We start from the raw sequence: 26,955 nt of genomic DNA, 5'->3' as shown, positions 1-26,955 counted from the left end.
GTGAGAAACAGAAAATAGACAAAAGACGATAATTGTTTATGATCAAGTGTTATTCGGTGGGCAAATATACAATCTATTTATAACAACTTATCCCAATTTTTGAGCATGGTTGTCAAGGGCAAAGTTGATAATAAACTGGGTAAATTCTACATCAGAAATGGGCATACTTAACCATCTTCCTTGAATAATATCGCAGTTAAATTTTTCTAGGAGTCTTAGTTGGGCTTCTGTTTCTACCCCTTCTGCCACTACTTGCATATTGTAGCCTTTTCCAAGGGTAATAACTGCATCAATTAAGGCTCTATCTTGTTGATTAACGGTTAAATCTCGGATAAAAGATTGGTCAATTTTTATGGTGTGGAAGGGGAATTTTTTGAGATAACTTAAGGATGAATAACCTGTGCCAAAATCATCGAGGGAAAATTTAACCCCTAATTCTGATAATTCGTTGATGATGAGGGCGGTTTTTCCTCTATCTTGCATTAAAATGCTTTCGGTTACTTCTAATTCAAGATATTTTGGTTCTAGGTTAACGCTTTCTAAGATGTTTTTAACTATTTCCACAAAGTTTTCTTGGCGAAATTGTTTGACGGAGATATTAACGGCGATGGTTTTTAAGCCGTATCCTGATTCTATCCATTTTTTTGCTTGAATACAGGCGGTTTTTAATACCCATTCCCCAATGGAAATAATTAATCCTGTTTCTTCGGCCAGGGGGATAAATTTTCCTGGAGAGATTACCCCAAGGGTAGGATGTTTCCATCTTACAAGGGCTTCGGCACTCTCTATTTTATTGGTGTCCAGGTTTAATTGGGGTTGATAATTTAAGTATAGTTGATTATGGGCGATCGCATCATAAAGACTGGTTTCCAACTCAAAGAGTAACATTTGTTCCTCGCTTAATTGAGTCGTATAATATTGGGAATTATTTTTACCCATTTGTTTCGCCCGAGATAAAGCAATATCAGCGTTTTTAATTAATTGCTCTTGGGTATTTCCATCCCGAGGATAAATAGCTACCCCCACACTACAGGTAACATAGATGGTGTAATTATCAATTAAAAATGGGTTTTTGAGACTATCCATAATTACTTGGGTAGTATCATCAATGGTGTTGGTATGATTCTGATCATTACCCAAAGGTACACCCAAAATAAATTCATCTCCCCCCCAGCGGGAGAAAATACAGTCGGTGGAAAGACAAGAAAGAATACGATAGGAAAAACTTTCTAATAATTTATCTCCTGTGGAATGGTTTAAAGTATCGTTGATATTCTTAAATCTATCTATATCAATGAATAATATCGCCAAATGTTCATTTTTTTCCTCCACTTCCCGAAGACGATTATTAAGTTGACGGTGAAAATAATCACGATTACCAATACCCGTCAAAGAATCGTGGAAGGCTTGATATTGTAACTTTTCCTCCGAAATTTTCCGTTCTGTAATATCAAAAATATAACTTCTAATTACGTTATATTTAGATAGATAATGGATGTATTGTTCAAAGTGGCGATCGTGGGCGTGAACCTCCCTTTGTTCTAACTGACTATTAGTCCTATCCTTGGGAATTTCAACATCCACCATCAAAGGATGATTAGAGTTATTTTGATTATCATCAGATAGATCAGGAAAAGATAACCTTGCCGAAGGATTCATATAAGTAATCTTGCCCTGAAAATCGATCTCAATAATCGGATGGGGAGATAACTCAGGAAAAGAAGCCAATCTTTTAATCTCATCACTCTGTAAATTACCCGATAAATTTTGTTCAGAAAGAATTAAGGTGTTTTGTAACTCCTCCCTGGCCGTATTGGTGCGATTTCTCTCCACTCGCCAATTATCATTAGGCCCAGTATTACGGTTAACTTCTTCTTGGGATTCTAAATAATATACCCCTTTAATTTCTTCCCCCCCAAACAAAATCTGATCCCCATGTTGGAGACGACGACGAATTATTTTTTTTCCATTAACTAAAATACCATTCTGGCTTCTATGACCTTTAAAATCTCCATCAATGAGAGTATAAGCATATTCATTATTTCCTAAATCATCCCGAATTAGAGTGCCATGGTGACGAGATACAGGGGAAGAGTTTAATTTTATATCGCTGCTAGAATGTCTCCCCACAGAATAGACCTCTGATTCAAGGGTAAAGACTCTTTGAATACCAAGTTCTTCTACCACCAGAATATGATTTAATTTGGTCTTCTTATTATTCATGTAATGGGGAATATGATTAGTATATAAATTTATGATAAGGTCAAACTGTTATTTGGATTGGCCAGAAAATTGGTAGTATCACCCATTTTTAACGGTTCTGTCAACAAGTTACCTTGTATTTCTTCACATCCTAGCTCTAACAAGAGATCTAATTGTTTTTTTGACTCAATTCCTTCCGCTACAACGGCAATGTTAAAGTTTTTCCCTACACCAATTATAGCTGATACTATTGCTAAATCTTGAGAGTTATTTTCTAAGTTTTGCACAATATCTTGATCTATTTTGATGGTATCAATCTGAAATTGTTTGAGATAACCTAAGGCAGACATTCCTTTACCGAAGTCATCTAAACATATTTTGATGCCCATTTCCTTTAATTGTAAGAGTGTTTTTTGTGCTAATTCTAAGTCTTGGGCAATGGTTTCTTCTGTTATTTCTAGTTCTAAAAATTCTGAGGGTAAATCAGTTTTTTCTAAAACATTGGCGATAACATTGGTGAAGTTAGGTTGTTGAAATTGATAGTTAGAAATATTGATGCTAATAGGTTTTTGAATAACGTTATTTTTTAACCAGATTCGATGTTGAAAACAAGCAGTTTCTAACACCCATTCCCCAATATCCATAATTAATCCTGTTTCTTCGGCTAGGGGTAAAAATTGCTTGGGATACATACAACCTAACTCGGGATGATTCCAACGCAAAAAGGCTTCTACTCCTGTTATTTCCCGACTTTCTACCTTGATTCTTGGTTGATAGTGAAGGCATAACTCTTTTTTTTCCAAGGCTGAGCTTAAAAGTTTTTCTAGCTTTAATAGCCTTTCTATTTCTTCTTGGATTTGGGGTTGTATAAATTTATAGGTATTGCTCCCAGATTCTTGGCTTTTTTTGAGGGCATTTTGAGCGTTGGTTAAGATTACTTCTCTGGTGTTGTTTTCATCGTCATAAACCGCAATACCCATGCTAGTTTTCACATGAATTTTTTGATGTTCAAGGAAAAAGGGAGGTTTGAGGGTTTCTAAGACTCTATGGCATACTTTGCCAATGTCTCGTACGCTTCTGACTTGGGGCAATAAACAGACAAATTGATTTCCTTGCCATCTGGCTACGGTATCACCGCTACGCAAAGATGATCTTAATCTTTTAGAAAACCCTTCTAATAGGGTTGATTGAGTTTTTTTACTTATATTTTCCGTTAAGTTTTTTTGTAGCTCTAATTCAACGAAAATGACACATAACAGTTGTTCTAGGCGATAACTATTGGCGATCGCAGTGTTTAACTGTTCCAAAAATAACTGCCGATTAGGTAAATTAGTTTCTAAATCAAATAAACCCTCTTCTTGAATTATAGTCTGATGTTCAACATTTTCAGAAACAGGATGTACGGTAAAAGAGATTATTTTTTGATCGCCATAACTAATCACCGAATAGCTAGACTCCAAATCCAAAGAAAAACCATTTTTGCGACGATAACCTAACACCTCTACCCCCGAATTAGGATGACTCAACCATCCAGCAACTTTTTGTTCTAACTCCCCCACACTAAAAGATAATAAATTATTCAAACTCAAACTATGTAAATCATCAAGACGATAACCCAAAAGATTAGCCAAAGCACTATTAGCTTCTAGCACCTTCTTTGTACTGGCATCCACCAAAAAAATTCCCTCTCGAATTTGATTTAAAACAGTTTTATATCTTTGTTCACTTTCATTGACTTGGGTGGCGGTAATCTTCCTACCCGTAAAATCAAAAATATAAGATCGAACCAATTTTTGCTCAGATAAGTAGTGAATATACTGTTCAAAAACTTGATTTTTAATTTTTACCTCCCGAACAAAAAGATTGGTACTACCGCTATTTTTCTTAATACCCTTAACCAACCCTTCTAAAACAGGATGATCATAATTGGTTTCATTTAATCTCAAACCGGGAAACTTAGTCACGGCGGCAGGATTAAGATAGGTAATTCTCCCCGACCAATCAACCTCTACAATAGGATTAGGACTCCATTCAGGAAAAGAAGCCAATTTACTCAACTCCTCGGACTGTGCCTCAGAAACTTGAGCCGATTCGGAAATACTCTCATCAAAAGATTCTACCGTTGGTTCAGAAATAAACAGTGTTTCCGAACTACTGATTAATGTGGGGGCATCTTCTCGCTCATCACCTGTGCCATAGTTTTTACCTTCTTCATTTCCTTTCCCTTGAGTTGATGATACCCTTGTGGGAGGTGCAAAGTCTTCTTCTCGTAAAAGCTCTAGCTCATCTACATTCGACAGGATATGATATTCCCCTTCAACATCCATGCCCAAGGTTATTAAATCGCCATGTTTTAATTCTTGTACCAAACATCTTTTATCATTAATGAATATACCGTTAGTGCTACGATTACCCATTAAATCCCCGTCCAATAACCAATAAGAAAAAGTTTTATTTTGAGCGTCTTCTCTCCTCAAAATAGTTCCATGAACACGGGATACTTTTTTTGATCTAATAGGAATATTATTACGCGGATCTCTGCCCAAAGTGTATCTTTGATCTTCCAACACAATTGTATTACGAGAAGTTTTATCTTTAATTACCAAGACATGAATTAAACTTCTTAATTTATTATTAAAGACGGTGGCAGTGTAATCACTATTCATAGTTAATAAAAGAGTTGTTATATAAAATCATAAAAGACTATTATTTACCCGTTACTAAAAGTATAAAACTAATCTTAAGATTTTAAACTAATCTCAATAAATATTATTGTATTAATAATTTCATAAATTTATTTTCATACGTTTATCTAGGGAGGTGAAAATCACCTTTTTCTAAAAATGTTGTGGCTTCTTGGGAAGTTAAAGGACTACTGAAGAAATTACCCTGAATCTGGGTACAATCCAAACCCTTTAATAGCTCTAACTGAGTATTTTTTTCTACCCCGACGGCAACGACTCTTTGATTGTAACCTTGACTAAAGGACACGATCGCCCTTACAAAAGCCTTAAGACCATGATTAGACTCTAACTTCGCAATCACCGAAGGGCTAATTTTTACCGTATCAAAGGGAAACTGTTGTAAATGTCCCAAAGAAGAACCACCCACCCCAAAATTATCCAGGCATAAACGCACCTTCAAATCAGAAAGTTGCTTCAAACTACTAGCGGCCAAAGTGGGATTTTGTAACAACGCATTTTCCATGATTTCCAACTCCAACAATTGAGGAGGTAAACCAGTTTCGCGCAAAATCGTCGCTACCAAATCCACAAAACTATCTTGATTAAACTGACGACTAGAAATATTAACCGTCACAGGAGATGTGGATAAACCCTGATTAGACCATTGTTTCATCTGAGCCGCCGCCGTTTGCAAAATCCAAACCCCCAAAGGCAACATAAAATCAGTCTCCTCGGCCAATCTTAAAAAATGTTTCGGGGTAATTTTCCCCAACTCAGGATGATTCCAACGCAGTAGAGTTTCCATCCCCATCAAACTATGATCGGCAAGATTCAATTGGGGTTGATAACAAAGATAAAACTGCTTTTCCTGAATAGCACTACCAATCAGATTTTCCAACCTCAGCAAACTAGCGGTTTTGGGGCTAATTCTAAAACCACTCCAACTCACCACATTAGATTCATCATAATTCCCTTGATCTGTAGAAATTAAGGCACTTTGTAAAAGATGTTCCGCCGTTTCTCCATCGAGAGGATAAACCACCATACTAATATTTAAATCTAAATCAGTATTGCCCTTTTGTTGTTGAATATACTGCTCAAAAACCATGGAAATTCTCTTGGCAATTTTGGCAGGATCTCGAGGTCCTCGAATACGGGAAAATAAAGCTATAAATTTATTCTCATCCCATCTAGCTGCTAAATCAAAACTACGCAAACAAGACTCAAAAGTTTGGGCAAAATTTTGCAAAAACTTATTAGTTTCTTCCTCCCCTCTCACCCTTTTAAAACTATCTAATCCTTTAATTTCTAGAGTAATTAAACCAAGAAAATGTTGATAGCTTTTAGCCGAAGAGAGGGCAATATCTAATTGTTTTTCTAATAATCTTTTGTTAGCTAAATTAGTTAAACTATCATAAAAATTATGATAATTAGAATTATGAATTCCTTGATTTACCTCAGGAACATTTTTAACAACAATGGAAAAAATATCTTTATTTTGATAGCTAATTAAACTGATATTAGACTCTAAATTTAACAAAGTACCATCTTTACAACGGTGAATATATTGGGCAAGGGTATCTTGTTTCCTCTCAGCAATTCTGGCTAAATCTTGGTTAAATAATTGTAAATCACTGGCAATGAGATTATAAAGAGTCATTTCCCTGATTTCCTCAGGGCTATAACCAATCATTTTTGCATAAGCTCCATTTACTTCGATAATCTTTTTGTTATGGGCATAGGCGAGGATAATTCCTTCGGAAGTTTGACGTAAAATGGCTCGATAACGGGCTTCACTTTCTTTTAACTGGGCTTCTGCTTGTTTTCGTTTGGTAAAGTCAAAAATATAGCTCCTAATTAGTTTTTTCTCAGAAAGATAGTGAACATATTGCTCAAATACTTCCGTTCCTATTTTTACTTCTCGCAAAAAAAGATTACCCTGACGGTTATTTGATTCTACTAATAAATCAGAAAGGATAGGATGATTTAATTTTTCTTCGTAGAGATTTTCAAATTTGATGCTAGCAGCGGGGTTGAGGTAGGTTATGTTACCGTCCCAATCTACTTCGATGATAGGATGGGGAGATAATTCGGGAAAGGAAGCCAGACGGATTAATTCTTCTTGATCTTGGGGGTTTTCTTGTTCTTCTTGCTTGGAAATCATGGTTTGAGTGGTGGGGCTAGTGAGGGTGCTTCTAGCGTTGAGATTTCCTAAGTCGTCAGGATTAAATAAATCGATGCCTGATTCTGTGGCGATTATATAGTAGTTGGCTTTGGCTTCGTTGGCAAAACGAATGGTATCCCCATGTTTTAATTCATGGGAAAGAGTGGCATGACCATTAACTAAGATTCCGTTAGTGCTTCTTTTTCCTTGCAAGTCTCCATCTACGATGCGATAGGTGCTGCCTTGGGTGTCTTCTTTTTTGACGAGGGTTGCATGGGTGCGAGAAACTTGATAATCGTAAATGACGATGGGATTGTTGGAATCTCTCCCTAGGGTATAGTTATTTTCTTCTAGGGATAAAATTCTTCTTCCTTTACGGTCTTCTATGACTAATATATGACGGAATTCTTGAGTTTCACTCATGGACTTGCACCTATACAGCTTTTCTATATGATAAACGAATTTCTGCCCTGAAAATTAGGGGCAAAAAAGGTCTTTTATGGATTTATGTTTAAAATATCAAAAGGGCTAGAGCTTTTCACTTTCTTTTGATACAAAATAGGTTGTTAAAAATTTCGAGGATTAACCGATAGGCTTTATATTAGTGGTTTCAATGATTTTATTTTATCTTTTGGCTATATTAAAGGTTTAACAGAAAAGGGGCTTTTTTTTGTGTTAATTTTTATTAAAAATCTTTCTTTAGTTTGAATTAAAATGGAAATCCAAGGTTTTTAGGATCAAAAACAGAGGACCTCCATTGTGTGAAAAAATCATTTTTGTAGGTGGAAAAGGTTTAGAATATTTTATGGGGTTACAGCTTGACCTATACGGGGTTCTTTTCCTGCCATTAATCGTTGAATGTTGGTACGGTGACGGATAATGACGTATAAACCTGCGAGGAGGGCAAAGGTTAGGTAGGGGATGGAAGGGTTGAAGATGGCCATAAATACGCTAACGGCGATCGCACCGCTGAGGGAACTAAGAGAAACGATGCGGGAGAAGTATAGGACTATGAGAAAGGTTGCCAATGTTCCTAAACCGACGAAGGGATTCATTACGAACAAAACCCCAAGACTGATGGCGGCGGACTTACCCCCTGAAAATTTTAGCCATACGGATTTACTATGACCTAATACGGCTAGGAGCGCTCCGGTCATTACTAACCATTCTTGCCACTGTAATACGTTTCCCCCTAGGGAATTGGTGATCATTTTTATAAGGGCGATCGCCATCATCCCTTTAACAAGATCCACCAATAAAACACCGATGGCGGCTCCTTTCCCTACGGTACGTAGTACATTTGTAGCACCTGTTGAACCCGAACCATGTTCTCGAATATCAATACCCTTAAGAATGCGTCCCGCTAAATAACCCGTGGGGATCGAACCTAGGAGATAAGCGGTTAGGATCAAGGCAAAACTAATCAAAATAGAGAAACTCATCATTTATCCTCATAGACACTTGATCTATTATTAGGGATAAGATGTCTATTGTTAAGGGGGTTTTAATGTAAATTTAGAAAAATATTTTTGGCTTCCTAAAAGCGAGGTTTTGGGGGTCAATTTTATAAACCGCATCGACCAATTTTTTACTGGAAAAATGTCTTCCAAAACTATCCACTTGATAAACCATGGATTCATTTAATTCTAGGGCAGTTAATTTGCCGTAGCTGTGATGATAAGCCCCTGTGTCGATACCTATCCAGCCGTTTCCTTGGACTATTTGCCCCGGTTTTACCCCCGGAAAAGTAAAGGTAATGGTATGACCGATAATAATAGTTTTGTCTTTAAAATAGGGTTCAGGGATGCTGTGGAATTCATTTCTAATCCAACAGAATTGATCTGAGTTTTGTTTTTGAGGGGGTTTGGTGGGATCTAGCCCCGCATGGACTAACCAATAGTCTCCTAAATCGATATTCAGGGGCAGTTGACGCATCCATTCTAGGTGTTCTGGGGGAATTTTGTTGTTATAACTGGTGATGGTAGAATAGCCCCCATTTTGTAGCCACGACTGAAAGGACATATGATTTAAGCCCTTGGGGGTGAAGGATTGTAGGAGCATCGCTTCATGATTTCCCAAAATACATTGATAGTTATTTTCCATGACGAAGTTAACGACTTTGGCGCTATCTTCCCCCCTATCGATTAAATCTCCCAAAAAATAAATTTCATCTTCTGGAGTAGGGGCGATCGCCCTTAACAACCCCAGTAAAGCCTGAAAATGACCATGAACATCACCAATAACGAATCTTCTATTTGTCTTTGCTGTCATTGCTTTTTCTATAGGAAACAGCCCACTGATAGTACCATTGTAACGTGAATCAATCATCCATTTGCCATGGTTGAGTTAAGTTATTCTCATCTAAAATTTTACGAGGCTTAAGAATCACTAATACCCGTCCCAAAATCCTGTCTTGATTTTCGGTAGGTAACCAAGAAAACTTCACTTCTCCATGGTTATCCACTAAAAAATAATATTGTGAACTCCACTGCCTATCCTCTACATCTACCACCACTAAAATCGGTTCATTTTTTTCATCCTGTTGTTGGGGTAAATCATGGGTAGTGGCCATTACTACCACGGGGCTTTGGGCTTGTAATACAGGTTGCCATGTGGGAATAGAAACCAAATTCATGGATTGGGAAACTTGCACCACATCAAAAGGGCCTTGGGGGCATAGGGAAGGAATATTTTCCAAAGATGATAGGGCTAGGGGAAATGTACCAACCATCGGCAAAATACAGGGAATTTGTTCTTCTGCTTCTAGGCGATACATTGGTAAAAGGGGCATTTTTCCAACGGTTTCGGCGGTGGCAACTTCGGTTAATAGTTGTTGAATTTTATTTCTCGCCCCTTCAGAATGGGCATATTTCAAACCTTCGGCAATGAGACGGGTTTTATCAGCTAAGGTTTTCTTTTGTCTAGCACTTTTCCAATACTGATAGGCTACGGTATCTCCAGGATGGTTGGTGAATCCTTCGGGGGGTTGAGAGATACGGGCAAATAATTTCATATTTTTAGCCACTTCCTTTGCCCCATCCACATCCATTTTTTTTTGTTCACAATAGAGGGCGGCTTGTTGGCGCTCTTGATGATTTAATACCCTTAATTCGTATAATACGTCGCTACGTGGCCCTTGATAGTATTTTAAGGTACTCTCTTCTACCTGATTATCAACTAAACTTTGATACACTTGGGAAGCTACGATGACAAGGTTTTGTTGACTATTTTGTAATCCTGTTTGCTCGAAAATTTCTTGGGGGTTAATTCCTGCTTTTTGCAGTATTTGACATTTTTTGCCCCAATCAACCCAACACCCTTCTTTGTGTAAGAGCGATCGCACTAATTCTTGTTTTTCAGATTCTGATATTTGAGGAGGATTATTAATAATATTATTATCTACCATTTACTTTTAGAGAATAAAAAATTGATGTTGAGATTATAAAAATATATTTAATACCAAATCTTTTTTAAATAAGATACCTATTGATTGACTTAAAATAGAAATGATTAGTTCATTAAACTAAAAACTAATATAAACTGTTCCCCATTATAATCAGTACCTTGTCAAATAAAACAGAATTTAGTATAACCTAAGCCTCTAATGTATCATCTTTAATCCTCTACAACAATAAAAAAACCCTTCACCATGGAAGGGTAAAGACTTATCTTTTCTATGATGGGGGTACACCTAACACCCAATATTTTCCTAAGAAACCCTGAGAGTTTCCTTTTCTATCTTCCCATCGCTATTTTCCGTAGAAGAATAATGGGGATTATTAAAAGATTTAGTCATAAGATTTTTCTCAGTAATTTCCCCAGTAATTAACCTTGCACCCCTACCACGGGTAAGATAATTCCAACCCCACTGAAGCATTACCGTTAACTTATTATCAAACTCAATGAGATAGTAGATATGGGCAAATACCCAAACCAACCAAGCCACCAAGCCAGATAATTTCACAAATCCTAAATCCACCACCGCATGATTATCACCGATTACCGCCAAACTTCCTTTATCCACATATTGAAAAGCATTGACAGGTTTACCTTTGATCTCATCCTTAATGGATTTTGCCATGTATTTACCCTGTGCCATGGCTACGGGAGCGATACCGGGGAGGGGTTTTTCTCCTTGGTGGGCAAAATGGGCTAAATCTCCCACTACATATATATCAGGGCATTCTGGTAAACTGAGATTAGGTTCAACGATAATTCTACCGGCGCGATCGGTTTCGGCGTTAGTTCTTTCGGCAATAACTTTAGCTAATCCCGATGCTTTTACCCCTGCGGCCCAAAGAATAGTACGAGCTTTGATTTCTTCGGTTTTTTCTCCATGGCGCATGGTTAGGGTATTATTTTCAATGTTATTTACCATACGTTGGGTTAACACTGTTACCCCTAATTCTTCTAAAGATTCTTGGGCTTTTTTGGATAAATCGGGGGAGTAGGGGGGTAATACTCGATCCATTCCTTCGATGAGGAGAATTTTTGCTTGGGTGGTATCAATTTCTTGGAAATCATTTTTGATGATTTTGTGGGCAATTTCGGCGATCGCCCCTGCCAATTCAACTCCCGTAGGGCCGCCACCAACGATGGCAAAGGTTAACCATTCTTGTTTTTCCTCAGGGGAAGAAACCTTTTCGGCTTCCTCAAAAGCGAGGAAAATTTTGCGACGAATATCGAGGGCATTTTCAATACTTTTTAGACCGGGAGCTTCTTCTTCCCATTGATCATTCCCAAAATAATGATGACTTACTCCAGTACCAATAATTAATTTATCATAATCTAAAATACCCTCTCTCATGATCACCTGTTTTTTGTCAGGATCAATATCTACCACTTCATCTAACACAACACGGGTATTGGGATTTCTACCAACCACTAGGCGCAAGGGAGAACAAATTTCGGCAGGGGATAAACTACCCGTAGCCACTTGATAGAGTAAGGGTTGGAACAAATGAAAATTACGTTTATCCACTAGGGTAACTTTTACGGGGGCATTGCCCAACTCTTTAGCGGCATATAAACCAGCAAAGCCACCACCGACGATCACAATGTGAGGAGTTTTGTTTGCTGAGGGGTTGTTATTCATGATGATTTCTAGGGTTTTTTCGTGTGTCTAGTTTACAGGTTATCGGATATGTTCAATTCTATTGGTGTTAAATCATACATTCTACACTGTGATGAGTATTTTTGCTTAAACTTGGGATGTTTTTTCCCAATCTTTTATTATTAGACAAAAAAAGGAGACGTAATCATTGACTACGCCCCCATAATTGATCTTTAAACCATTAGCTTAGAATTTGAAAGTAGTACGCACAGCACCCACATAAACAGTGTCATTACGGCTGTCATGGTTGGGATTAAATACGGCAAATAACCCAGGGGTAATAGTTACATTACGACTGATAGGATAACGGTATTGTAACTCGACGATGTAGGAAGTATCCCTTTCAAACTCGGAGCGAGGAGGCATACCACCACCCAGGGAAAGGACGGCGCCTTCTTTTCCTACATCCACAAAGGAAAGGTTAGCAGCCCATGTCCATAAATCAGCATCACTTCTGGCGGTGTTGTCAACCCCGATAATGCCAAAAGGATCTAAGTTTTCTGCGGACACATAACCCCCAGAGGCAGCTAAGTTAACTCGAGGAGAAAAGCGGAAGTTAGCTTGTACTCCAAAACGGTCGGCGGAGGTAGGACGACCACCAAAGGGGTTGGTAGTGTTGCTGGTGCTGGTGCTACTGCCGATATTGACGGAGTTTTCTGGTTCATAGGTTCTCAAATAGGCAAGGGCGAGGGCAAAGTTATCGGAGGGGGTAAAACTTAATTGTCCCCCTGCACTGTAACCACCGTTAAAGAGTCCGTTACCATCTTCAGGGTTATTACCATCGGTGGCTAGGTAAAGGGCGTTAAATGTAAGGCTATCGCTTAACTGGATACTTGCTCCACCTCCTACGCCTTCTGGTCCTCGCAGAGTAAGAGGATCTCTACGTAAAAATCTTGTTAATGAACCTGTACTACCACTTTCTAAGTAAGGATTATGTATCTCAAATATGTTGTCTATGTCCATGGCACTTGTACCAACATACCCTGTAATGCTATCACCGACAGGGAAACGATAGTATATATCGTCAATTTCAACGTTATTACCTCCACCAGCATCATGGCCCAAGCGCAACATATTGCTATTGCCGAAACGCTCGAAGTTTCCTGCTTGTAAACGTACTCGGAGGCGATCTCTGCCTGTGAAACTGGTATCAAAGTTGAGACGAACACGGTTGGCGAACATGGTTTGATCTCTATCTACCCCTGAACCTTGGAAACTATCGGGGTTATTGTTGAAGGCGTTGGCAAGGGTGAAGATTACTTCTCCGCTTAGTTTGGTGGTGGTGGAGAATTGATGATCTTCGAGAAATGCAACTCTACCTTCTAGGTTATCTACCCTTGCTCCTAGGGCGGCTAGTTCGGTTTCAAATTCGCTGATTAGTCTTCTGAGGGCGGCGATGTCTTCTTCGCTAACGCCACCAGTGCCGATTAATCTTTCAATGGATTGCATACAGGCGTTTAAACCCGCTGCGAATTCGTAACGGCTCAAGGCTCTGTTGCCTCGGAAGGTGCGATCGGGATAACCGACAATACAGCCGTAACGTTCAACTAAACTTCTTAGGGCTTCATAGGCCCAGTCGGTGGGTGATACGTCGCTCAGTTGGTTTACTGATGTTACTTGTCCTAGTTGATTATCTGATGAAGATAAGAAATCAACACTATTTTGATTATTTCCTGATAAGATTATTTCGTTACTTTTTGCTTCTTCTCCCATAATAATGGTTAGGGAGGATGCAAGGGCGATCGCCCCTAGGTTTTTCCATGATATTTTTGACATTTAAACTTAAGCTCCTTCACACTTTATTGATAAGTCTATTCAATAAGTATAAGTATAAAACCAATTTTATTGCAAACTATTTTAAATAAAATCTAAAAAAAAAAGTTTTTTATTTAAATTGGGATAAGATGTGAGAAGAAAATTATCAAGACAAATAAGGCTGTTTTATGGGTGTGGAACAACAAAAAATCCCCGTTTCTGTTCTAATTCCGGCTAAGGATGAAGAATTTAACATTGAGGCTTGTATGGATAGCGTTGCCCTTGCCGATGAGGTTTTTTTGGTTGACTCTCAAAGTGGCGATCGCACCGTAGCCATTGCTGAGGCAAAAGGAGCAAAGGTCGTACAATTTCACTACAATGGCAAATCACCAAAGAAAAAAAATTGGTCATTGGAAAATTTACCTTTCAAAAATGATTGGGTATTAATTGTTGATTGTGATGAAAGAATTACCCCCGAACTTTGGGCAGAAATTGCCGAAAAAATAAAAGACGACACCTATCAAGGATATTATCTGAATAGGAGAGTGTTTTTCCTAGGTAAATGGATTAGACATGGCGGTAAATATCCCGACTGGAATTTACGACTATTCAGACACAAACTAGGGCGTTATGAAAATTTGAACACCGAGGACATCAAAAACACAGGGGATAACGAAGTTCATGAACACGTAATTCTTGACGGTAAAGCAGGATATTTAGACCATGATATGTTACATATTGATTTTAGGGATATATATCAGTGGTTAGCCCGTCACAATCGTTATTCTAATTGGGAAGCTAGGGTATATTATAATTTCCTCACAGGGCAAGATGAACAAGGCACCATCGGGGCAAATTTATTTGGTGATGCGGTTCAAAGAAAACGTTTTTTAAAAAAAATATGGGTAAGACTTCCTTTTAAACCATTGTTACGTTTTGTCCTTTTCTATATTATTCGCCTAGGATTTCTTGATGGTAAAGCGGGTTATATTTATGGACGTTTACTCAGTCAATATGAATATCAAATTGGCGTGAAACTTTATGAATTAATGAAGTTTAAAGGTAGATTGAATAATTAAACTATTATCACCCCTATTCCCCATATCCTGAATACCTGCAACCAGTCACCTATAACCTAATCATATCAACCGTGAGCTATATTCCCATGTCCATAACCAGTGGCGTTATATTATAAGAAAGTATTATTATATTAAAATTATTATGGATAAAGTAGTTGTAGGCTTGTCTGGGGGGGTAGATAGTTCCGTTGCGGCGGCAACCTTGCACCATCAAGGCTATCATGTGGAGGGTTTAACCCTATGGTTGATGAAAGGTAAGGGACAATGTTGCTCAGAAGGCATGGTGGATGCTGCTTCTATATGTGAACAGTTGAATATTCCTCATCATGTGGTGGATACCCGGGATTTGTTTCAAACCCATATTATTGATTATGTAATATCTGGTTATGAAGATGGTGTTACACCCCTTCCTTGTTCTCAGTGTAATCGCACGGTAAAGTTTCCACCGATGTTAGCTTATGCAAAGGAAACCCTTGGTATTGATAAGATTGCCACGGGACATTATGCTAGGATTCAATATGATAGTAAGGGCGATCGTTTTCAACTCCTCAAAGCCGTTGACGGTAATAAAGATCAATCCTATTTTCTTTACGACTTAACCCAAGAATTATTAGCTCATTTAGTATTTCCCCTCGGTAATCAAACTAAAGCCCAAACCAGGGAGATGGCAAATAAATTTAATTTAAGTACCGCTGAAAAACCTGAAAGTCAAGATTTGTGTTTGATAGAAGCCCATGGCTCAATGAAAAATTTTTTAGATCAATATATTCAACCCAAACAAGGGGAAATAGTTGATCTTAAGGGCAATATTTTAGGGGAACATGAAGGGGTTCATCATTACACCATTGGGCAGAGAAAGGGCTTAGGAGTAGCTTATTCTGAACCTTTGTACGTTGTTCAGTTAGACACGGTAATGAATCGTGTCATAGTGGCTACCCGTGATGAAGGAGGAAAAAAAGAATGTACGGTTAAACGGATGAATTGGGTATCCATTGCGCAACCTTCTGCACCCATTCAAGCCGAAGCAAAAATTCGTTATCGTAGTACTCCTGAGTTAGTAAATGTAATTCCCCTTGATGATAATAGGGTAAGGTTAATATTCCCTGAGCCTCAATTTGGTATTACCCCCGGACAGGCAGCGGTTTTATACCATGGAGATATGCTCTTGGGGGGAGGAATTATCGAGAAGGATAGCGAATAACCTCTAAATCTATTAAAAACAACCAATTAGCCGTGTAATTTACACGGCACGAAATAATACAAAGTAGGCTAGTTGATAATTAATGAAAAAACATTAACAACATAATTAACAAAATCTTGAAGTAATATTTCTTTTGTTGTTTTCCATCAACGTTTACTCAAATTTTTTTAGTTAAATTAGATGAAATACTTAAATGTTTGCGACAAATAAAGCCTCTAAAATTACATCCCAGCCGAGTTCTATTTATAGCAATTTTTTTTAGATTTCATATTAGTTAAAATTTTTATAAAACTCTAATCATACTGGGGATTTTTTTAATGGCCTCTAACTCTTGTATTTTTTTGATCGCACTGTGAAAACTACCTTCTTTGACTTGGTGGGTAACTACGACAATTTCAGCTAAGTTATCTTGAAAACCAATTTGTACCACTGAAGCAAGACTAACGCCAAAATCACCAAAAACAGTGCCTAAATGACCAATTACCCCAGGTACGTCAGCACAGAGGAAACGGGCATAAAAACGGGTGGAAACATCATCGATGGGGGCAATGGGAGCTATTTTTGAGGGGGAGCTACTGAGGAGGGGATCTAGGGAATTAGCTCCATGGTTACTTTGTAAGACTCCAACAATATTAAGAATATCAGCAACAACAGCGCTAGCGGTGGGTCCAGAACCTGCACCCGGTCCATAGAACATCACTTGTCCGAGGGGTTGTCCTTCCACCAGAATAGCGTTGAATACCCCATTAACGTTGGCGAGGGGATGAGATTTTTCCACGAGGGTAGGATGTACTCTTAATTCTAAATTTTCCTGATTTTGCCTTGGTTTCTGGGCGATCGCCAATAGTTTGATCACATAACCTAGTTTATCAGCATAATCGATGTCGGAGCTAGTAATGGAGGTAATACCTTCACTATAAACATCCTCTCTTTTAATTTGACGATCAAAGGCGAGGGAAGCTAGGATGGATATTTTATCGGCGGCATCATAACCTTCCACATCAGCGGTGGGATCGGCTTCTGCATAACCAAGGGCTTGGGCTTCTTGTAATACTTCTCCAAAATCTGAGCCTTTCTCTGTCATTTCCGTGAGGATATAGTTAGTTGTACCATTAACAATACCGATAATGGTTTCTAGGCGGTTTGCCCCTAAGGATTGTTTTAAAGGTTCAACAATGGGAATACCGCCACCTACGGCGGCTTCTAATAAGACATATACTTTAGCTTTTTTAGCCGCTTCAAATATTTCTTGACCATAACGGGCAATAACTGCCTTATTAGCGGTGACAACGTGCTTCCCTGAGGCGATCGCCTTTAAAATAAGAGTTCGGGCGGGTTCTAAGCCACCAATTAACTCCACAACAAGATCGATATGGGGATCGGTGACAATGGATTCTAAATCTGTGGTGAGAACTTCGGGGGGAATATCAATAGTTCGTTGCTTTTCTAAAGATTTAACCCCTATTTTGGCAATGGTAATGTCATTCAGGAGGGGATGTCTTCCTTGGGGATTATATATAATTTCTGCAGTACCAGTTCCGACAGTACCTAGTCCTAATAAACCAATTTTAAACGCCACAATATCTATCCTTAACAATATAATCTGTTGACTTTGCGCCCAACCTCAATAACTTAGCTTTTTGATTCCTCAAGGTTAGAGGTAAAAACTAAGCTCTAGGAGAGTCACTTTCTTGAGTATTGTAAGCATATTATAGCAATAGAGGCAATAATACTAAATCCTGTTTCAACAATATATTAATTAGAGTGGGGAACAGGGCATCTCGACTTTGCTCGATAACCATGATGAACCTTCACTCATCAACCACGGGGAATAGGTAACAGACAAAAGATAATTATTGTTTATTATCAATGGTTACACGGTGGATAATAGTAAACCTTAGTTCAATTTATTGAATGATAAACGGTTAGCCTTGTAATTCATTGCAAGGGGCATAAACATCAAATTTAATATTAATTCAATTTACTGACTAGGGGGAATGCCCTTAAGACGAATCAAAGATTGGATCACATCCTTGACGATGGGGCCGGCTACGGTAGAGCCAAAAAGACTATCCCCTTGGGGTTCATCTATTACCGCAAGTACCACGTAACGGGGGTTATCCGTGGGTAAAATACTGACAAAACTGGTAATTCTGGCGGTGGGTGAATAGCGACCTTGACCATCATGTTTTTGAGCTGTACCCGTTTTACCACCGATGTTGTAATTTTCGATTTTAGCCACTGCCCCTGTACCGTTTTCTACCACTGATTCCATCATTTTAACTACTGCATCGGCGGAACTTTCTTTAAAAACTTGAGTTTCTTGGATGTCGGGCAATACTTGAATATCTCCGTTAGCATCCACTAACCCTTCGACTACGTGGGGGGTGATCAATTTACCGCCATTGGCGATCGCCCCGTGAATTTGTACTAATTTCATGGGGGTTAAAGATAAACCTTGACCGAAGGAAGAAACTGCCATTTCAATGTCTCGGGCAGTAAATACCTGTTTAGATTTGAGGAAACCCACCCCCTCAAAGGGTAAGTCTAAGCCCATGGGCCGATTGATACCTAACTCCTCTAATCTTTGAAAATATCGCTCTCGGGGAATACGACGCATCATATCAATCATGGCAGTATTACTAGATACATCCAAGGCTTTAGTAATGGTAACAGTACCTAAACCCGTACGGGAAGCATTGGCAATGGGCCAGCCGTCGATGGTGACTTGGGCTGGATCGGAAACGTAGGAATTAGGGTTAATTACCCCTTCATCAAGGGCGATCGCCACGTTAATGGGTTTAAAGGTTGAACCTGGTTCATAGGTATCAGTAACAGACCAATTTTTAAACAGGGCGAAATCATAGTTAAAATAACGATTAGGATTATAAGTCGGTTCACAAGCTAAGGCTAATATCCCCCCCGTTTGAGCATCTAAGACAATCACCGCTCCTTTTTTTGCCTTAAACTGCTCCATCTGTACCCTGAGGCGATCGCGCACAGCCCTTTGCAAACGTAAATCCACCGTTAACTTAAGACTCAAATCATCTAAATCCGTTGCCTTTTCAGGTAAACTAGCAGGAATAATAGCCCCATGGGCATTACGTCTTACCCGAAGCATACTCCGCACCTCAGGGGAAAATAAATCTCGCTCTAATAAATCCTCACCGCTATATTCTATCCCCGCCTGACCATTGTGATCCATATCCACATAGCCAAGAATATCCGCCAATAAATCATCTTGGGGATAATAACGATCATAGCGTTGATCCAAATCAACCCCAACAATATCAAGAGCCTCGATTCTATCTGCCTCACCTTCACTCAAACCACGGGCAATTAATACCCCTGTTTCCTGACCATTAATTTTTTGAATCAGATCATTCAAATCCCCATTGGGAATTACCTCCACCAAAGCCCTTGCCACATTTTCTACACTTTCACCAAGGAGAATACGATGGGCATAAACATCATAAACTAACTGATCCGCCGCCACCACATTACCATTAGCATCCATAATAGATCGTCTCGGCACATATGGTCTTAGATTAGTTTGTTGTTGAGCTTGAGCCCGATTAAAATATTTTTCGCCTTGTACAATCTGTAAATGATATAAACGATAGCTAAGGGCTATGATACCTGACATTAATACCAACCATACGAGGAGAATTCGGGCAATATTTCCCCAAGATTTAGTAACGGTAGAACTACCTCTTCTAACTCTAGGCTTAACTTTGCCAGAATTTTTTTTTCTCAAGGAGTAGGAATCTAGGGCATTGAGGAAAGTGGGCTTTAAAAATTTCATACCATATAAATCAGACTAATAGGCAATGGGGAAAATTGGTTCAATCTTTTTAGGGGAAGAAGTGGGGGTTTGTTCTTTTTCTAAGGTATCAACATCTACTTTAGGTAAAAAGATAGGGGGTTGACTTAAATCGGGGCTAACTAATCCTGAATTAGCTTCCCTTGCTTCTTGGGCAAGTTGATTTTTTAAAACCTCATCATTAAAGGTAAGTTGTCTTTCTCTCTTTTGTAAATCTTGTAAATTCCTATATCTTTTCGTCCATTCCTTTGGGGCGGACACGGTTATGGCATAAACCACGAAACAACCGACGACAGTGGCGATGGATAATCCTGTGGATGTATGGGTAATGAAGTTAAAACATTTGAGCCAAAAGGGAATAGTTACTTTTTGGGGTGTCAAAACCACGGGATTAACTACTGATTTAGGCCTGTTTTTAAACCTCTGTCCACTGGCAATATTATTTCTACGGGCAGAAACTTGAGTTTTTTGGTGACCTAGGGGATTTTTTCGGGGTACTGTACTTAGTTGTTGCCGTGGAGAGGGTCTATCAGGAGCTAACATACATCTATTCTCGGTTAGAATTGAACTTACTAATATTAGCAAATATATCAAAGATTGTTCTTTTTTTAGATGATTTTTTTTACCCTAGTCCATAAACTACTTTTCCATCGATATTTTGAAGAAATACTCTGATTTTGGGTCATTTTCTCTAGGTATAAACCATGGTTATTTTGGCTCTGAGAGGGTTAGTAAATCTTTGCTTTTTCTGCCATGGCGATGGATACTCTGTCATGATAATATTAGCTGATTTAAAAAATACTTACGTAAACTTTTATGAAAATTACTTCAACTTTTACTGCACTCGGAATTAAGTTAGTGGGCTTTATTATTTTAGTCTCGGCTTTAATTGACTTTTTATTTTTAGCTATTCCCCTTCAACTTGCGGACAGAAACTGGCAAATTAATTTTACGAATACTTTGGTAGATCGGGGAGTAGTGCCATTGTTGGCGGTGGTATTATTAATTTTGGGATGGTGGATTACTGATAATATTCCCAATGCAGGTCAACCACAAAAGGCGGTCAGATTACCTGTGTTTATTATTTCTAGTTTATTGGGGTTACTTTTTTTACTCCTTGTACCTATCCATTTGAGTAATATTAGTAGTGTGAGCGCTCAGTTTATCCAAGAAATTGATCAAAGGGCGACGGCTCAAGAGGATGAGATTCAGGGTTTTATTGAACAGCTAGATGCGATCGCCCGTAATCCTCAACAAATCCAAGGGGAAATTGAACAAAGAAACCAGGTAATTAATAATGGGGGAAATATTCAAGGAAGACAACTAAGCCCCGAAGAATTACAAGCCATCACTTCCCAAAGAGATCAATTACAAGAATTATTACAATTATCCCAAACCCCCAGCGAACTAGAAACCAGACTAGAAGAAACTCGCACCCGTTTACAAACCGAATTAAGGGATTTACAAAGACAAGAGAAACAAAGGGCGCAAACCCAAGCCCTACGACAAACCCTGCGCACAGGCATAAATAGTTTTATGTTATCAGTGGGTTATATCGTATTAGGTTGGTTAGGGATTAAAGGTTTTATGGGGGCAAGTCCGAAAAAGTCCTCTAGTTGACACTGTATGAGCAAGAGTAGATAATGGAAGATCAATAATGGATTCATACCATCATTTATGATAACCCTCAAAAAATAAGTAGGTAGTTTGTGTTAGAACGCATAAAACAAGACTTAAAAAATGATTTAATCGCAGGTCTATTGGTGGTTATTCCTTTAGCCACAACCATTTGGCTTAGCTATCTCATGGCTAATTGGGCGATTAAATTTCTTACCAGAGTACCGAAACAAATCAACCCTTTTGATGGATTTAACCCCATTTTGACCAATTTTCTCAATTTTGTGGTCGGTTTAACCGTCCCTTTGGTGTTTATTCTCATTATTGGGTTGATGGCCCGTAATATTGCGGGAAGGTGGTTGCTCGATGTGGGGGAGCGCATTCTTCAGGCTATTCCCCTAGCAGGTTCGGTGTATAAAACCTTAAAACAAATTTTGGAAACCTTATTCCAAGATTCTCAAACGAAGTTTCGGCGAGTGGTATTGGTAGAATATCCTCGTAAGGGTTTATGGACAATGGGATTTGTCACAGGAAAGGTGAGCACTGTAATTCAGGGAGATTTTCCCACAACGATGCTCAGTGTATTTGTACCTACTACCCCTAATCCTACTTCTGGTTGGTATGTCATCGCCCCGGAGGATGAGGTTAAGACTATCCCTATTTCCATTGAGGATGCTTTTAAAATCTTAATTTCTGGGGGAATTGTTAGCCCTGATGATAAGTCTTTGCTAGTTAATAAGCCTCGGAATATGCCTTCTAATGGTAGTAAGGAAAATATGATCTCTAGTCCTCGAAGTTCTGTTAGTCTTGATCCTGAAAATAATTTGGGGTAATTTTTCCCTTAATCTTTTTTGTTTATTGCGTACATTTTGAGGAAATGATGACAACTACATTGGCAAATTATGTACTTTTTGTTACAATTGTATGTAAAGAAATCTAAAGACGACTTGGATAATCGTTGCAAAGGTTTCCTCAAGATTATATGACAACAAAGATTTTACCGGCAGTAATGTCGGTTTTTTTATGGGGGTTTGACGGTGCTTTGAAATCTACTCTTGTTCTGGTTTATGGGCGATCGCCCATTCTGCTTGACGAAGAATACCCCTTAACATAGCTACTTCTTGGGGTTGTAGTTTACTACGGTTAATTAAACGACGAAACTTTTCCATCTTAGTAGGTGCAGTGTGAGGATAGAGATAATTGATTTTCAACAACACAGATTCAAGGTGTTGATAATACCCTTCGAGCGCCTCCAGGGATGCTAATTCGGGGGTTAATTCTTCACTCTCTGGCTCAATGGTTTGACTGTGATAATACTGATACAACTCATAGGCACACACCCCCACTGCTTGGGCAAGATTAAGGGAGGGATATTCAGGATTACTGGGAATACATATAAATCTTTGGGCATAACTCAACTCTTGATTACTTAACCCCCTATCCTCTGGGCCAAAAATTAACGCTGAAGAAGTATTTTTTTCCACTAACCATGGTAATGCTTCCCTAGGGGTTTCTAATTTAGTGGGAATACCTCGAGGACGGGCAGTAGTGGCGATCGCCCTTTGACAATCCTTAAGAGCCTCTGGCAAGGTATCCACCACCAAAGCTCCCTTCAAAATCTCCGTGGCATGAACCGCCATAATGGTAGCATCTTCAGACAAATGATCACAGCGAGGATTCACCAACACCAAAGAGCCTAAACCCATATTTTTCATCACCCTTGCAATAGAACCGATATTACGCTCCCCTGCGGTTTCCACCAAAACTATTTTTACTTCATCCCCAAAAGCCATGAAAAGATTACTCCTAAATTTACCCCTTTTATGGTCGTTGTTTATTATCAATTATCTTGGATTTATTGTCAATTAGCTAATAGGTTTTTAGACAATATCTGCGTATAATTACTTATAGGGTAATAACCCTTAAGAGCTAACTATCATCTGATGATCAAATTGTAGATTGTGTCATATTCTGATATATTTTTACCAGTGGATAAACCCACCCATAGATCAATCATAAATCATCAATTTTCAACAAAATATATCTAACGCAATTATGGTATTAAAAAAGATTTTATCGAAAAAAAAAGGTCAACCAAAATACTTTTTAGAAGTAGAAGTAAAAGATCAAGCTCCTGAAACCCCCGTAGCTCAATCCTCCGAAAAAGAAGCCTCTAACACCCCCAAACAAGCTCAAAAAAGCCCCGCCCCCAGTGCTAACACCTCCAACGACCAACCTGACTGGGTAAAAGCCATTAAAAACTATAGCACCCCCAATCCTGATAATGGTGATGGGGTAATCTCAGAAAGTGAAACCTTTGCGGGAAAATATATCAGTAATAATGTCCCCACGCCTCGTCGTCGCCCCGGGGGTAGTCTTAAACCCTTTAAGGATATTGCATCTCAAATGAACAAGTAATATTTATCCATGGCATTGATCAGTTTTTGGTTTGGCAATTTGTTAAGCTAAAAACTGATTTTTTATTATTTTTAAACATGACTATTAATCCTGAAAAAGTTACATTAAATGATCTTGATTATCTTCCTTATTTAAACGAAAAAGGAGATATAAATGATGAATTAGGAGGAAAAATAGGGGTATATGCAATTTTTGATAATGGTAAAAAACTAGAATATGTAGGTTATTCTCGTAATTTGTTATTGAGTTTAAAACAACACCTCATTCGGCAACCCCAACGATGTTATTGGTTAAAATGTTACCTCATTACCCGTCCTAGTCGGAGTATTCTCACGGACATCAAACAACGATGGTTAGAAGAAAATGGCTCGATTCCTCTAGGAAATGAAGGGGAAGAATATTTATGGAGTCAGCCCATTGATGCTAAAAATACCATGACCGAGGAAGATATACAGCAGTATAATTCTTTGGATGAATTGGGAAAAATTAAACTACTCAAAAAAGTAGCCCGTAGATATGAAGAAGTAATCAAAAAGGAGTTAGATAAGCGGGGAGTAACTTTTGAGGTGCGTTTTAACCCGAAACTTAAGGAAGAAGGTTTACTAGATTTGAAAATTTGATGGCTTTATACTAATTTTCCACAAGAGTTATGATGAAGTTGATATTCACCTTAATTTAAAAACATTTATGTTAAAAAAACTTTTCATTATTTTCACCATTACCATTTTTTGTTTAGTGGGAAGTGCGATCGCCCCTAGTCCAGCGGAAGCCTTAATCCAAATAAAAATTACCGACATCGGTTATAAAGACTGCCCAGAAGGGGTAGGAGAAGGGAGCGTCACTAGCGGGGGGAGTGCCTTACCTGCCACCTGTTACCTCATCACGGGAAAAACCAACAACACATCAGGAAAAACCCTCTATGATGCCGATGTATTTGGTAGGGTATATGATGCCAATAACGAACCAGCCCTACAAAATCGAACCCGTTTAGGGGCATTACCAGAAGTACTTCCTGGGGTAAATGAGTTTGAGTTAAGAATTAGTGTGCCTTCCAATCAACCTACCCCCCTCAAACTAAAGCAGTTTAAAGCCACAGGATTTTCTAGTAAAGTTTATCCCTCCTTTTAACCTCACTGAAAAACTCAAAGGTCAAAATAAAATTAATTCCTACTAGAAACCACCGCCAGTGCGCACTAAGGAAGTTAACAGCCCGGGGATGAGTTGTAAGACGAAAATAGCTAAAATCGCTGAAAAATCAATACCTCCTAAGGGGGGTATGATTGAGCGGAAAATATTAAGATAAGGGTCGGTAATTGGTGCTAAAAAGGAGATAACTTTTCCTGCCCATTCTGCCGTCTGAAACCAACTTAAGAGGATTCTAACGAAGATTAACACTAGATATAGTTGAATAAAATTAACAACGGTATTCACAATCAAATAACTGACACTAGACATAGTTTTTTCTAATTTTTGTATTTAGCATAATATTTTATTTACCCTTTCAATCTTACCTGAAATTTTTCAGACAGGGTAAAAACCATGGGGAAATTGTGGCTTGAATTACCACCAATCATCTTTTTTACCACCATCGCCCCATCCATCATCGTCAAAATAACCGTCATTACTTTCCTCTTGGTAACCATCATCAAAATTTTCCTCAAGGGTATCCTTTATCGGCTCGATTACCCGTGCGATCGCATCTTGGACAAAAGCCTTAATAAACTCATCCTTACGACTAAGTTTAAACTGTCGTTGTACTACTTCTGTGATACCACCATCACCCCAATCTTGATCATGGCTAAAATATTCTACAAAACTTTTACCAGCAATGCGAGTCAGATAAGCCGCACTCACCCCCTGAATTCCCTTCCCCACCACATAGGTAGCGAGGGTTAATTGTAGCGCCCTAGCCACCAATTCCACAGCGCCCTTAACCACCCCCAAACTAACGAGGGTTTTACCCAAAGATACCGCTAAATCTCGTCCACGATCACTATTAATTTCGCAACCATAAACCTGCCCAATTTCTACCACCATCTGAGCATTGACGGCCGCCGCTGCCAACATATCCACCACTGGTACAGGCGTACAGGCAATTACCCCCGCCCCAATCCATTGATAACGACTGATGATTTTATCGGCTTCCCTGGTGCGCTGTTGGGCAATTAATCTTCTCGCTTCCTCCCCTAACCTTTGAGACTGCAATAAAATATTATCCGCTAATAAATCATCCCCCTCTGCCCGACAGATAGCCGCTAACCTTTTGATAACAGCATTTACTTCCACATCAGGACGAATCATTTCATCGGCCGAAAACTGTACAGGTTGAGGGTTAGCACAGGCTTTAATAACATCATTACTAGGAATAAACCTCGCTACCCTCTGTTGAAGATTACCTAAAATAATTTCCTGCTCTTCTTCCGAATATAAATCAATTTTATTAAAAATCAATAGGGATTTTTTACCAATGGTTGCTAAAGCCTCCAAGGGTTTAAACTCCGAAGCCCTCAAATCATTATCACAAACAAATAACAATAAATCGGCTTCCGTGGCTAACTCCCGTGCCAATTGCTCTCGAATTTCCCCCGGGGCGCCCATTTCTAATATGCCTGGGGTATCGGTGATGAGTATTTCTCTGTTAGCCGAAGGAAGTTTTAGAGAGTGGGTGACTCCCTCGGTGGTAGTGCCGATACTAGCTTGAATTTCCCCTACCATTTCTCCCATTAAAGCATTTACAAGGGATGTTTTTCCTGCGCTACCGGTGCCGAATACGGCTACTTTCAGTTTTCCTGTGGTGAAGTCGGCTTCTAGTTGTTGAGATTTTTCCAATAAAGCCTTTTGGCTAACTTCATCTTGGATTTGGGCAACTTGTTTTTTGACGGCTTTGATGGTTTCTGAG

General features: G+C 38.8%; 21 protein-coding genes. 7 read left to right on the top strand and 14 right to left on the bottom strand.

The genetic code is table 11. The annotated features are described in order from the left end of the window. Positions 1 to 87: 87 nt before the first annotated feature. The 8 genes from IQ215_RS11295 to IQ215_RS11260 all read right to left on the bottom strand — a co-directional run bounded on the left by IQ215_RS11295 (position 88) and on the right by IQ215_RS11260 (position 13,939). Positions 88 to 2,223, bottom strand: coding sequence for an EAL domain-containing protein (locus IQ215_RS11295; protein ID WP_193801440.1), 2,136 nt, complete (start codon positions 2,221 to 2,223; stop codon positions 88 to 90). A gap of 29 nt (positions 2,224 to 2,252) precedes the next feature. Continuing rightward, positions 2,253 to 4,868: an EAL domain-containing protein gene (locus IQ215_RS11290; protein WP_193801439.1), complete on the bottom strand. Its 2,616-nt coding sequence runs from the start codon at positions 4,866 to 4,868 to the stop codon at positions 2,253 to 2,255. Between the two features lie 142 nt (positions 4,869 to 5,010). Beyond that, positions 5,011 to 7,473, bottom strand: coding sequence for an EAL domain-containing protein (locus IQ215_RS11285; protein WP_193801437.1), 2,463 nt, complete (start codon positions 7,471 to 7,473; stop codon positions 5,011 to 5,013). Between the two features lie 380 nt (positions 7,474 to 7,853). Beyond that, complete coding sequence (gene plsY, locus IQ215_RS11280) at positions 7,854 to 8,492, bottom strand: glycerol-3-phosphate 1-O-acyltransferase PlsY (RefSeq protein ID WP_193801468.1); 639 nt, start codon at positions 8,490 to 8,492, stop codon at positions 7,854 to 7,856. 73 nt (positions 8,493 to 8,565) lie between these two features. After that, a complete protein-coding gene (locus tag IQ215_RS11275) occupies positions 8,566 to 9,321 on the bottom strand; it encodes a metallophosphoesterase family protein (protein WP_193801435.1) in 756 nt (251 codons plus the stop codon). Positions 9,322 to 9,370: 49 nt separating this feature from the next. Continuing rightward, the gene (locus IQ215_RS11270) at positions 9,371 to 10,456 is read right to left on the bottom strand and encodes a RuBisCO accumulation factor 1 (RefSeq protein ID WP_193801433.1); all 1,086 of its coding nucleotides are present in this window, start codon (positions 10,454 to 10,456) and stop codon (positions 9,371 to 9,373) included. Positions 10,457 to 10,759: 303 nt separating this feature from the next. Further along, positions 10,760 to 12,145, bottom strand: coding sequence for an NAD(P)/FAD-dependent oxidoreductase (locus tag IQ215_RS11265; RefSeq protein WP_193801432.1), 1,386 nt, complete (start codon positions 12,143 to 12,145; stop codon positions 10,760 to 10,762). A gap of 204 nt (positions 12,146 to 12,349) precedes the next feature. Then, positions 12,350 to 13,939, bottom strand: a complete 1,590-nt coding sequence (locus IQ215_RS11260) for an iron uptake porin (RefSeq protein ID WP_193801430.1) — start codon at positions 13,937 to 13,939, stop codon at positions 12,350 to 12,352. Between the two features lie 167 nt (positions 13,940 to 14,106). Here IQ215_RS11260 and IQ215_RS11255 point away from each other — a divergent pair, with 167 nt between their 5' ends. Together IQ215_RS11255 and mnmA are read left to right on the top strand one after the other, a co-directional pair. Then, a complete protein-coding gene (locus IQ215_RS11255; RefSeq protein ID WP_193801429.1) occupies positions 14,107 to 14,997 on the top strand; it encodes a glycosyltransferase family 2 protein in 891 nt (296 codons plus the stop codon). Positions 14,998 to 15,139: 142 nt separating this feature from the next. Then, entirely contained in the window at positions 15,140 to 16,198 is a 1,059-nt protein-coding gene (mnmA, locus tag IQ215_RS11250; RefSeq protein ID WP_193801428.1) for a tRNA 2-thiouridine(34) synthase MnmA, read from the top strand. A 283-nt stretch (positions 16,199 to 16,481) separates the two neighbouring features. Here the strand turns inward: mnmA and IQ215_RS11245 are convergent, their stop codons facing one another. The 3 genes from IQ215_RS11245 to IQ215_RS11235 form a co-directional block, all read right to left on the bottom strand. After that, on the bottom strand, positions 16,482 to 17,777 hold the full coding sequence (locus tag IQ215_RS11245) for a homoserine dehydrogenase (protein ID WP_193801426.1): 1,296 nt from the start codon (positions 17,775 to 17,777) through the stop codon (positions 16,482 to 16,484). A gap of 402 nt (positions 17,778 to 18,179) precedes the next feature. Continuing rightward, positions 18,180 to 20,003 (bottom strand): peptidoglycan D,D-transpeptidase FtsI family protein, encoded by a 1,824-nt coding sequence (locus IQ215_RS11240; RefSeq protein WP_193801425.1) that lies wholly within the window; start codon positions 20,001 to 20,003, stop codon positions 18,180 to 18,182. A gap of 15 nt (positions 20,004 to 20,018) precedes the next feature. Then, positions 20,019 to 20,564, bottom strand: coding sequence for a hypothetical protein (locus IQ215_RS11235; protein WP_193801423.1), 546 nt, complete (start codon positions 20,562 to 20,564; stop codon positions 20,019 to 20,021). Between the two features lie 273 nt (positions 20,565 to 20,837). Between IQ215_RS11235 and IQ215_RS11230 the strand changes: the two genes are divergently transcribed. Beyond that, on the top strand, positions 20,838 to 21,641 hold the full coding sequence (locus IQ215_RS11230) for an HpsJ family protein (RefSeq protein WP_193801422.1): 804 nt from the start codon (positions 20,838 to 20,840) through the stop codon (positions 21,639 to 21,641). An 89-nt stretch (positions 21,642 to 21,730) separates the two neighbouring features. Continuing rightward, a complete protein-coding gene (locus IQ215_RS11225) occupies positions 21,731 to 22,471 on the top strand; it encodes a DUF502 domain-containing protein (RefSeq protein WP_193801420.1) in 741 nt (246 codons plus the stop codon). A gap of 216 nt (positions 22,472 to 22,687) precedes the next feature. Here the strand turns inward: IQ215_RS11225 and IQ215_RS11220 are convergent, their stop codons facing one another. After that, positions 22,688 to 23,431 carry an RNA methyltransferase gene (locus IQ215_RS11220; RefSeq protein ID WP_193801418.1) on the bottom strand — a complete coding sequence of 248 codons (744 nt, stop codon included), beginning with the start codon at positions 23,429 to 23,431 and terminating at the stop codon, positions 22,688 to 22,690. Positions 23,432 to 23,693: 262 nt separating this feature from the next. Here IQ215_RS11220 and IQ215_RS11215 point away from each other — a divergent pair, with 262 nt between their 5' ends. The 3 genes from IQ215_RS11215 to IQ215_RS11205 all read left to right on the top strand — a co-directional run bounded on the left by IQ215_RS11215 (position 23,694) and on the right by IQ215_RS11205 (position 25,184). After that, on the top strand, positions 23,694 to 24,056 hold the full coding sequence (locus IQ215_RS11215; RefSeq protein ID WP_193801415.1) for a hypothetical protein: 363 nt from the start codon (positions 23,694 to 23,696) through the stop codon (positions 24,054 to 24,056). A gap of 77 nt (positions 24,057 to 24,133) precedes the next feature. Next, a complete protein-coding gene (locus IQ215_RS11210; protein ID WP_193801413.1) occupies positions 24,134 to 24,676 on the top strand; it encodes a GIY-YIG nuclease family protein in 543 nt (180 codons plus the stop codon). Positions 24,677 to 24,743: 67 nt separating this feature from the next. Beyond that, positions 24,744 to 25,184, top strand: a complete 441-nt coding sequence (locus IQ215_RS11205) for a hypothetical protein (protein ID WP_193801412.1) — start codon at positions 24,744 to 24,746, stop codon at positions 25,182 to 25,184. Positions 25,185 to 25,226: 42 nt separating this feature from the next. On the opposite strand, the gene IQ215_RS11200 is transcribed toward IQ215_RS11205, so the two are convergent. Together IQ215_RS11200 and IQ215_RS11195 are read right to left on the bottom strand one after the other, a co-directional pair. Further along, entirely contained in the window at positions 25,227 to 25,511 is a 285-nt protein-coding gene (locus IQ215_RS11200; protein ID WP_193801410.1) for a YggT family protein, read from the bottom strand. Positions 25,512 to 25,616: 105 nt separating this feature from the next. Next, a partial coding sequence (locus IQ215_RS11195; RefSeq protein WP_193801405.1) for a YcjF family protein occupies positions 25,617 to 26,955 on the bottom strand: 1,339 nt, incomplete at its 5' end.

Source organism: Cyanobacterium stanieri LEGE 03274, assembly GCF_015207825.1.
Taxonomy (GTDB): Bacteria; Cyanobacteriota; Cyanobacteriia; order Cyanobacteriales; family Cyanobacteriaceae; genus Cyanobacterium; species Cyanobacterium stanieri_B.
This window is presented reverse-complemented; position numbering and strand designations above follow the sequence as displayed.

What these genes read in the sequence shown, in the direction of transcription:
- IQ215_RS11295 (WP_193801440.1), bottom strand. Translation starts at nt 2,223, where the DNA reads ATGAATAATAAGAAGACCAAATTAAATCATATTCTGGTGGTAGAAGAA.
- IQ215_RS11290 (WP_193801439.1), bottom strand. Translation starts at nt 4,868, where the DNA reads ATGAATAGTGATTACACTGCCACCGTCTTTAATAATAAATTAAGAAGT.
- IQ215_RS11285 (WP_193801437.1), bottom strand. Translation starts at nt 7,473, where the DNA reads ATGAGTGAAACTCAAGAATTCCGTCATATATTAGTCATAGAAGACCGT.
- plsY (WP_193801468.1), bottom strand. Translation starts at nt 8,492, where the DNA reads ATGAGTTTCTCTATTTTGATTAGTTTTGCCTTGATCCTAACCGCTTAT.
- IQ215_RS11275 (WP_193801435.1), bottom strand. Translation starts at nt 9,321, where the DNA reads ATGACAGCAAAGACAAATAGAAGATTCGTTATTGGTGATGTTCATGGT.
- IQ215_RS11270 (WP_193801433.1), bottom strand. Translation starts at nt 10,456, where the DNA reads ATGGTAGATAATAATATTATTAATAATCCTCCTCAAATATCAGAATCT.
- IQ215_RS11265 (WP_193801432.1), bottom strand. Translation starts at nt 12,145, where the DNA reads ATGAATAACAACCCCTCAGCAAACAAAACTCCTCACATTGTGATCGTC.
- IQ215_RS11260 (WP_193801430.1), bottom strand. Translation starts at nt 13,939, where the DNA reads ATGTCAAAAATATCATGGAAAAACCTAGGGGCGATCGCCCTTGCATCC.
- IQ215_RS11255 (WP_193801429.1), top strand. Translation starts at nt 14,107, where the DNA reads ATGGGTGTGGAACAACAAAAAATCCCCGTTTCTGTTCTAATTCCGGCT.
- mnmA (WP_193801428.1), top strand. Translation starts at nt 15,140, where the DNA reads ATGGATAAAGTAGTTGTAGGCTTGTCTGGGGGGGTAGATAGTTCCGTT.
- IQ215_RS11240 (WP_193801425.1), bottom strand. Translation starts at nt 20,003, where the DNA reads ATGAAATTTTTAAAGCCCACTTTCCTCAATGCCCTAGATTCCTACTCC.
- IQ215_RS11235 (WP_193801423.1), bottom strand. Translation starts at nt 20,564, where the DNA reads ATGTTAGCTCCTGATAGACCCTCTCCACGGCAACAACTAAGTACAGTA.
- IQ215_RS11230 (WP_193801422.1), top strand. Translation starts at nt 20,838, where the DNA reads ATGAAAATTACTTCAACTTTTACTGCACTCGGAATTAAGTTAGTGGGC.
- IQ215_RS11220 (WP_193801418.1), bottom strand. Translation starts at nt 23,431, where the DNA reads ATGGCTTTTGGGGATGAAGTAAAAATAGTTTTGGTGGAAACCGCAGGG.
- IQ215_RS11215 (WP_193801415.1), top strand. Translation starts at nt 23,694, where the DNA reads ATGGTATTAAAAAAGATTTTATCGAAAAAAAAAGGTCAACCAAAATAC.
- IQ215_RS11210 (WP_193801413.1), top strand. Translation starts at nt 24,134, where the DNA reads ATGACTATTAATCCTGAAAAAGTTACATTAAATGATCTTGATTATCTT.
- IQ215_RS11205 (WP_193801412.1), top strand. Translation starts at nt 24,744, where the DNA reads ATGTTAAAAAAACTTTTCATTATTTTCACCATTACCATTTTTTGTTTA.
- IQ215_RS11200 (WP_193801410.1), bottom strand. Translation starts at nt 25,511, where the DNA reads ATGTCTAGTGTCAGTTATTTGATTGTGAATACCGTTGTTAATTTTATT.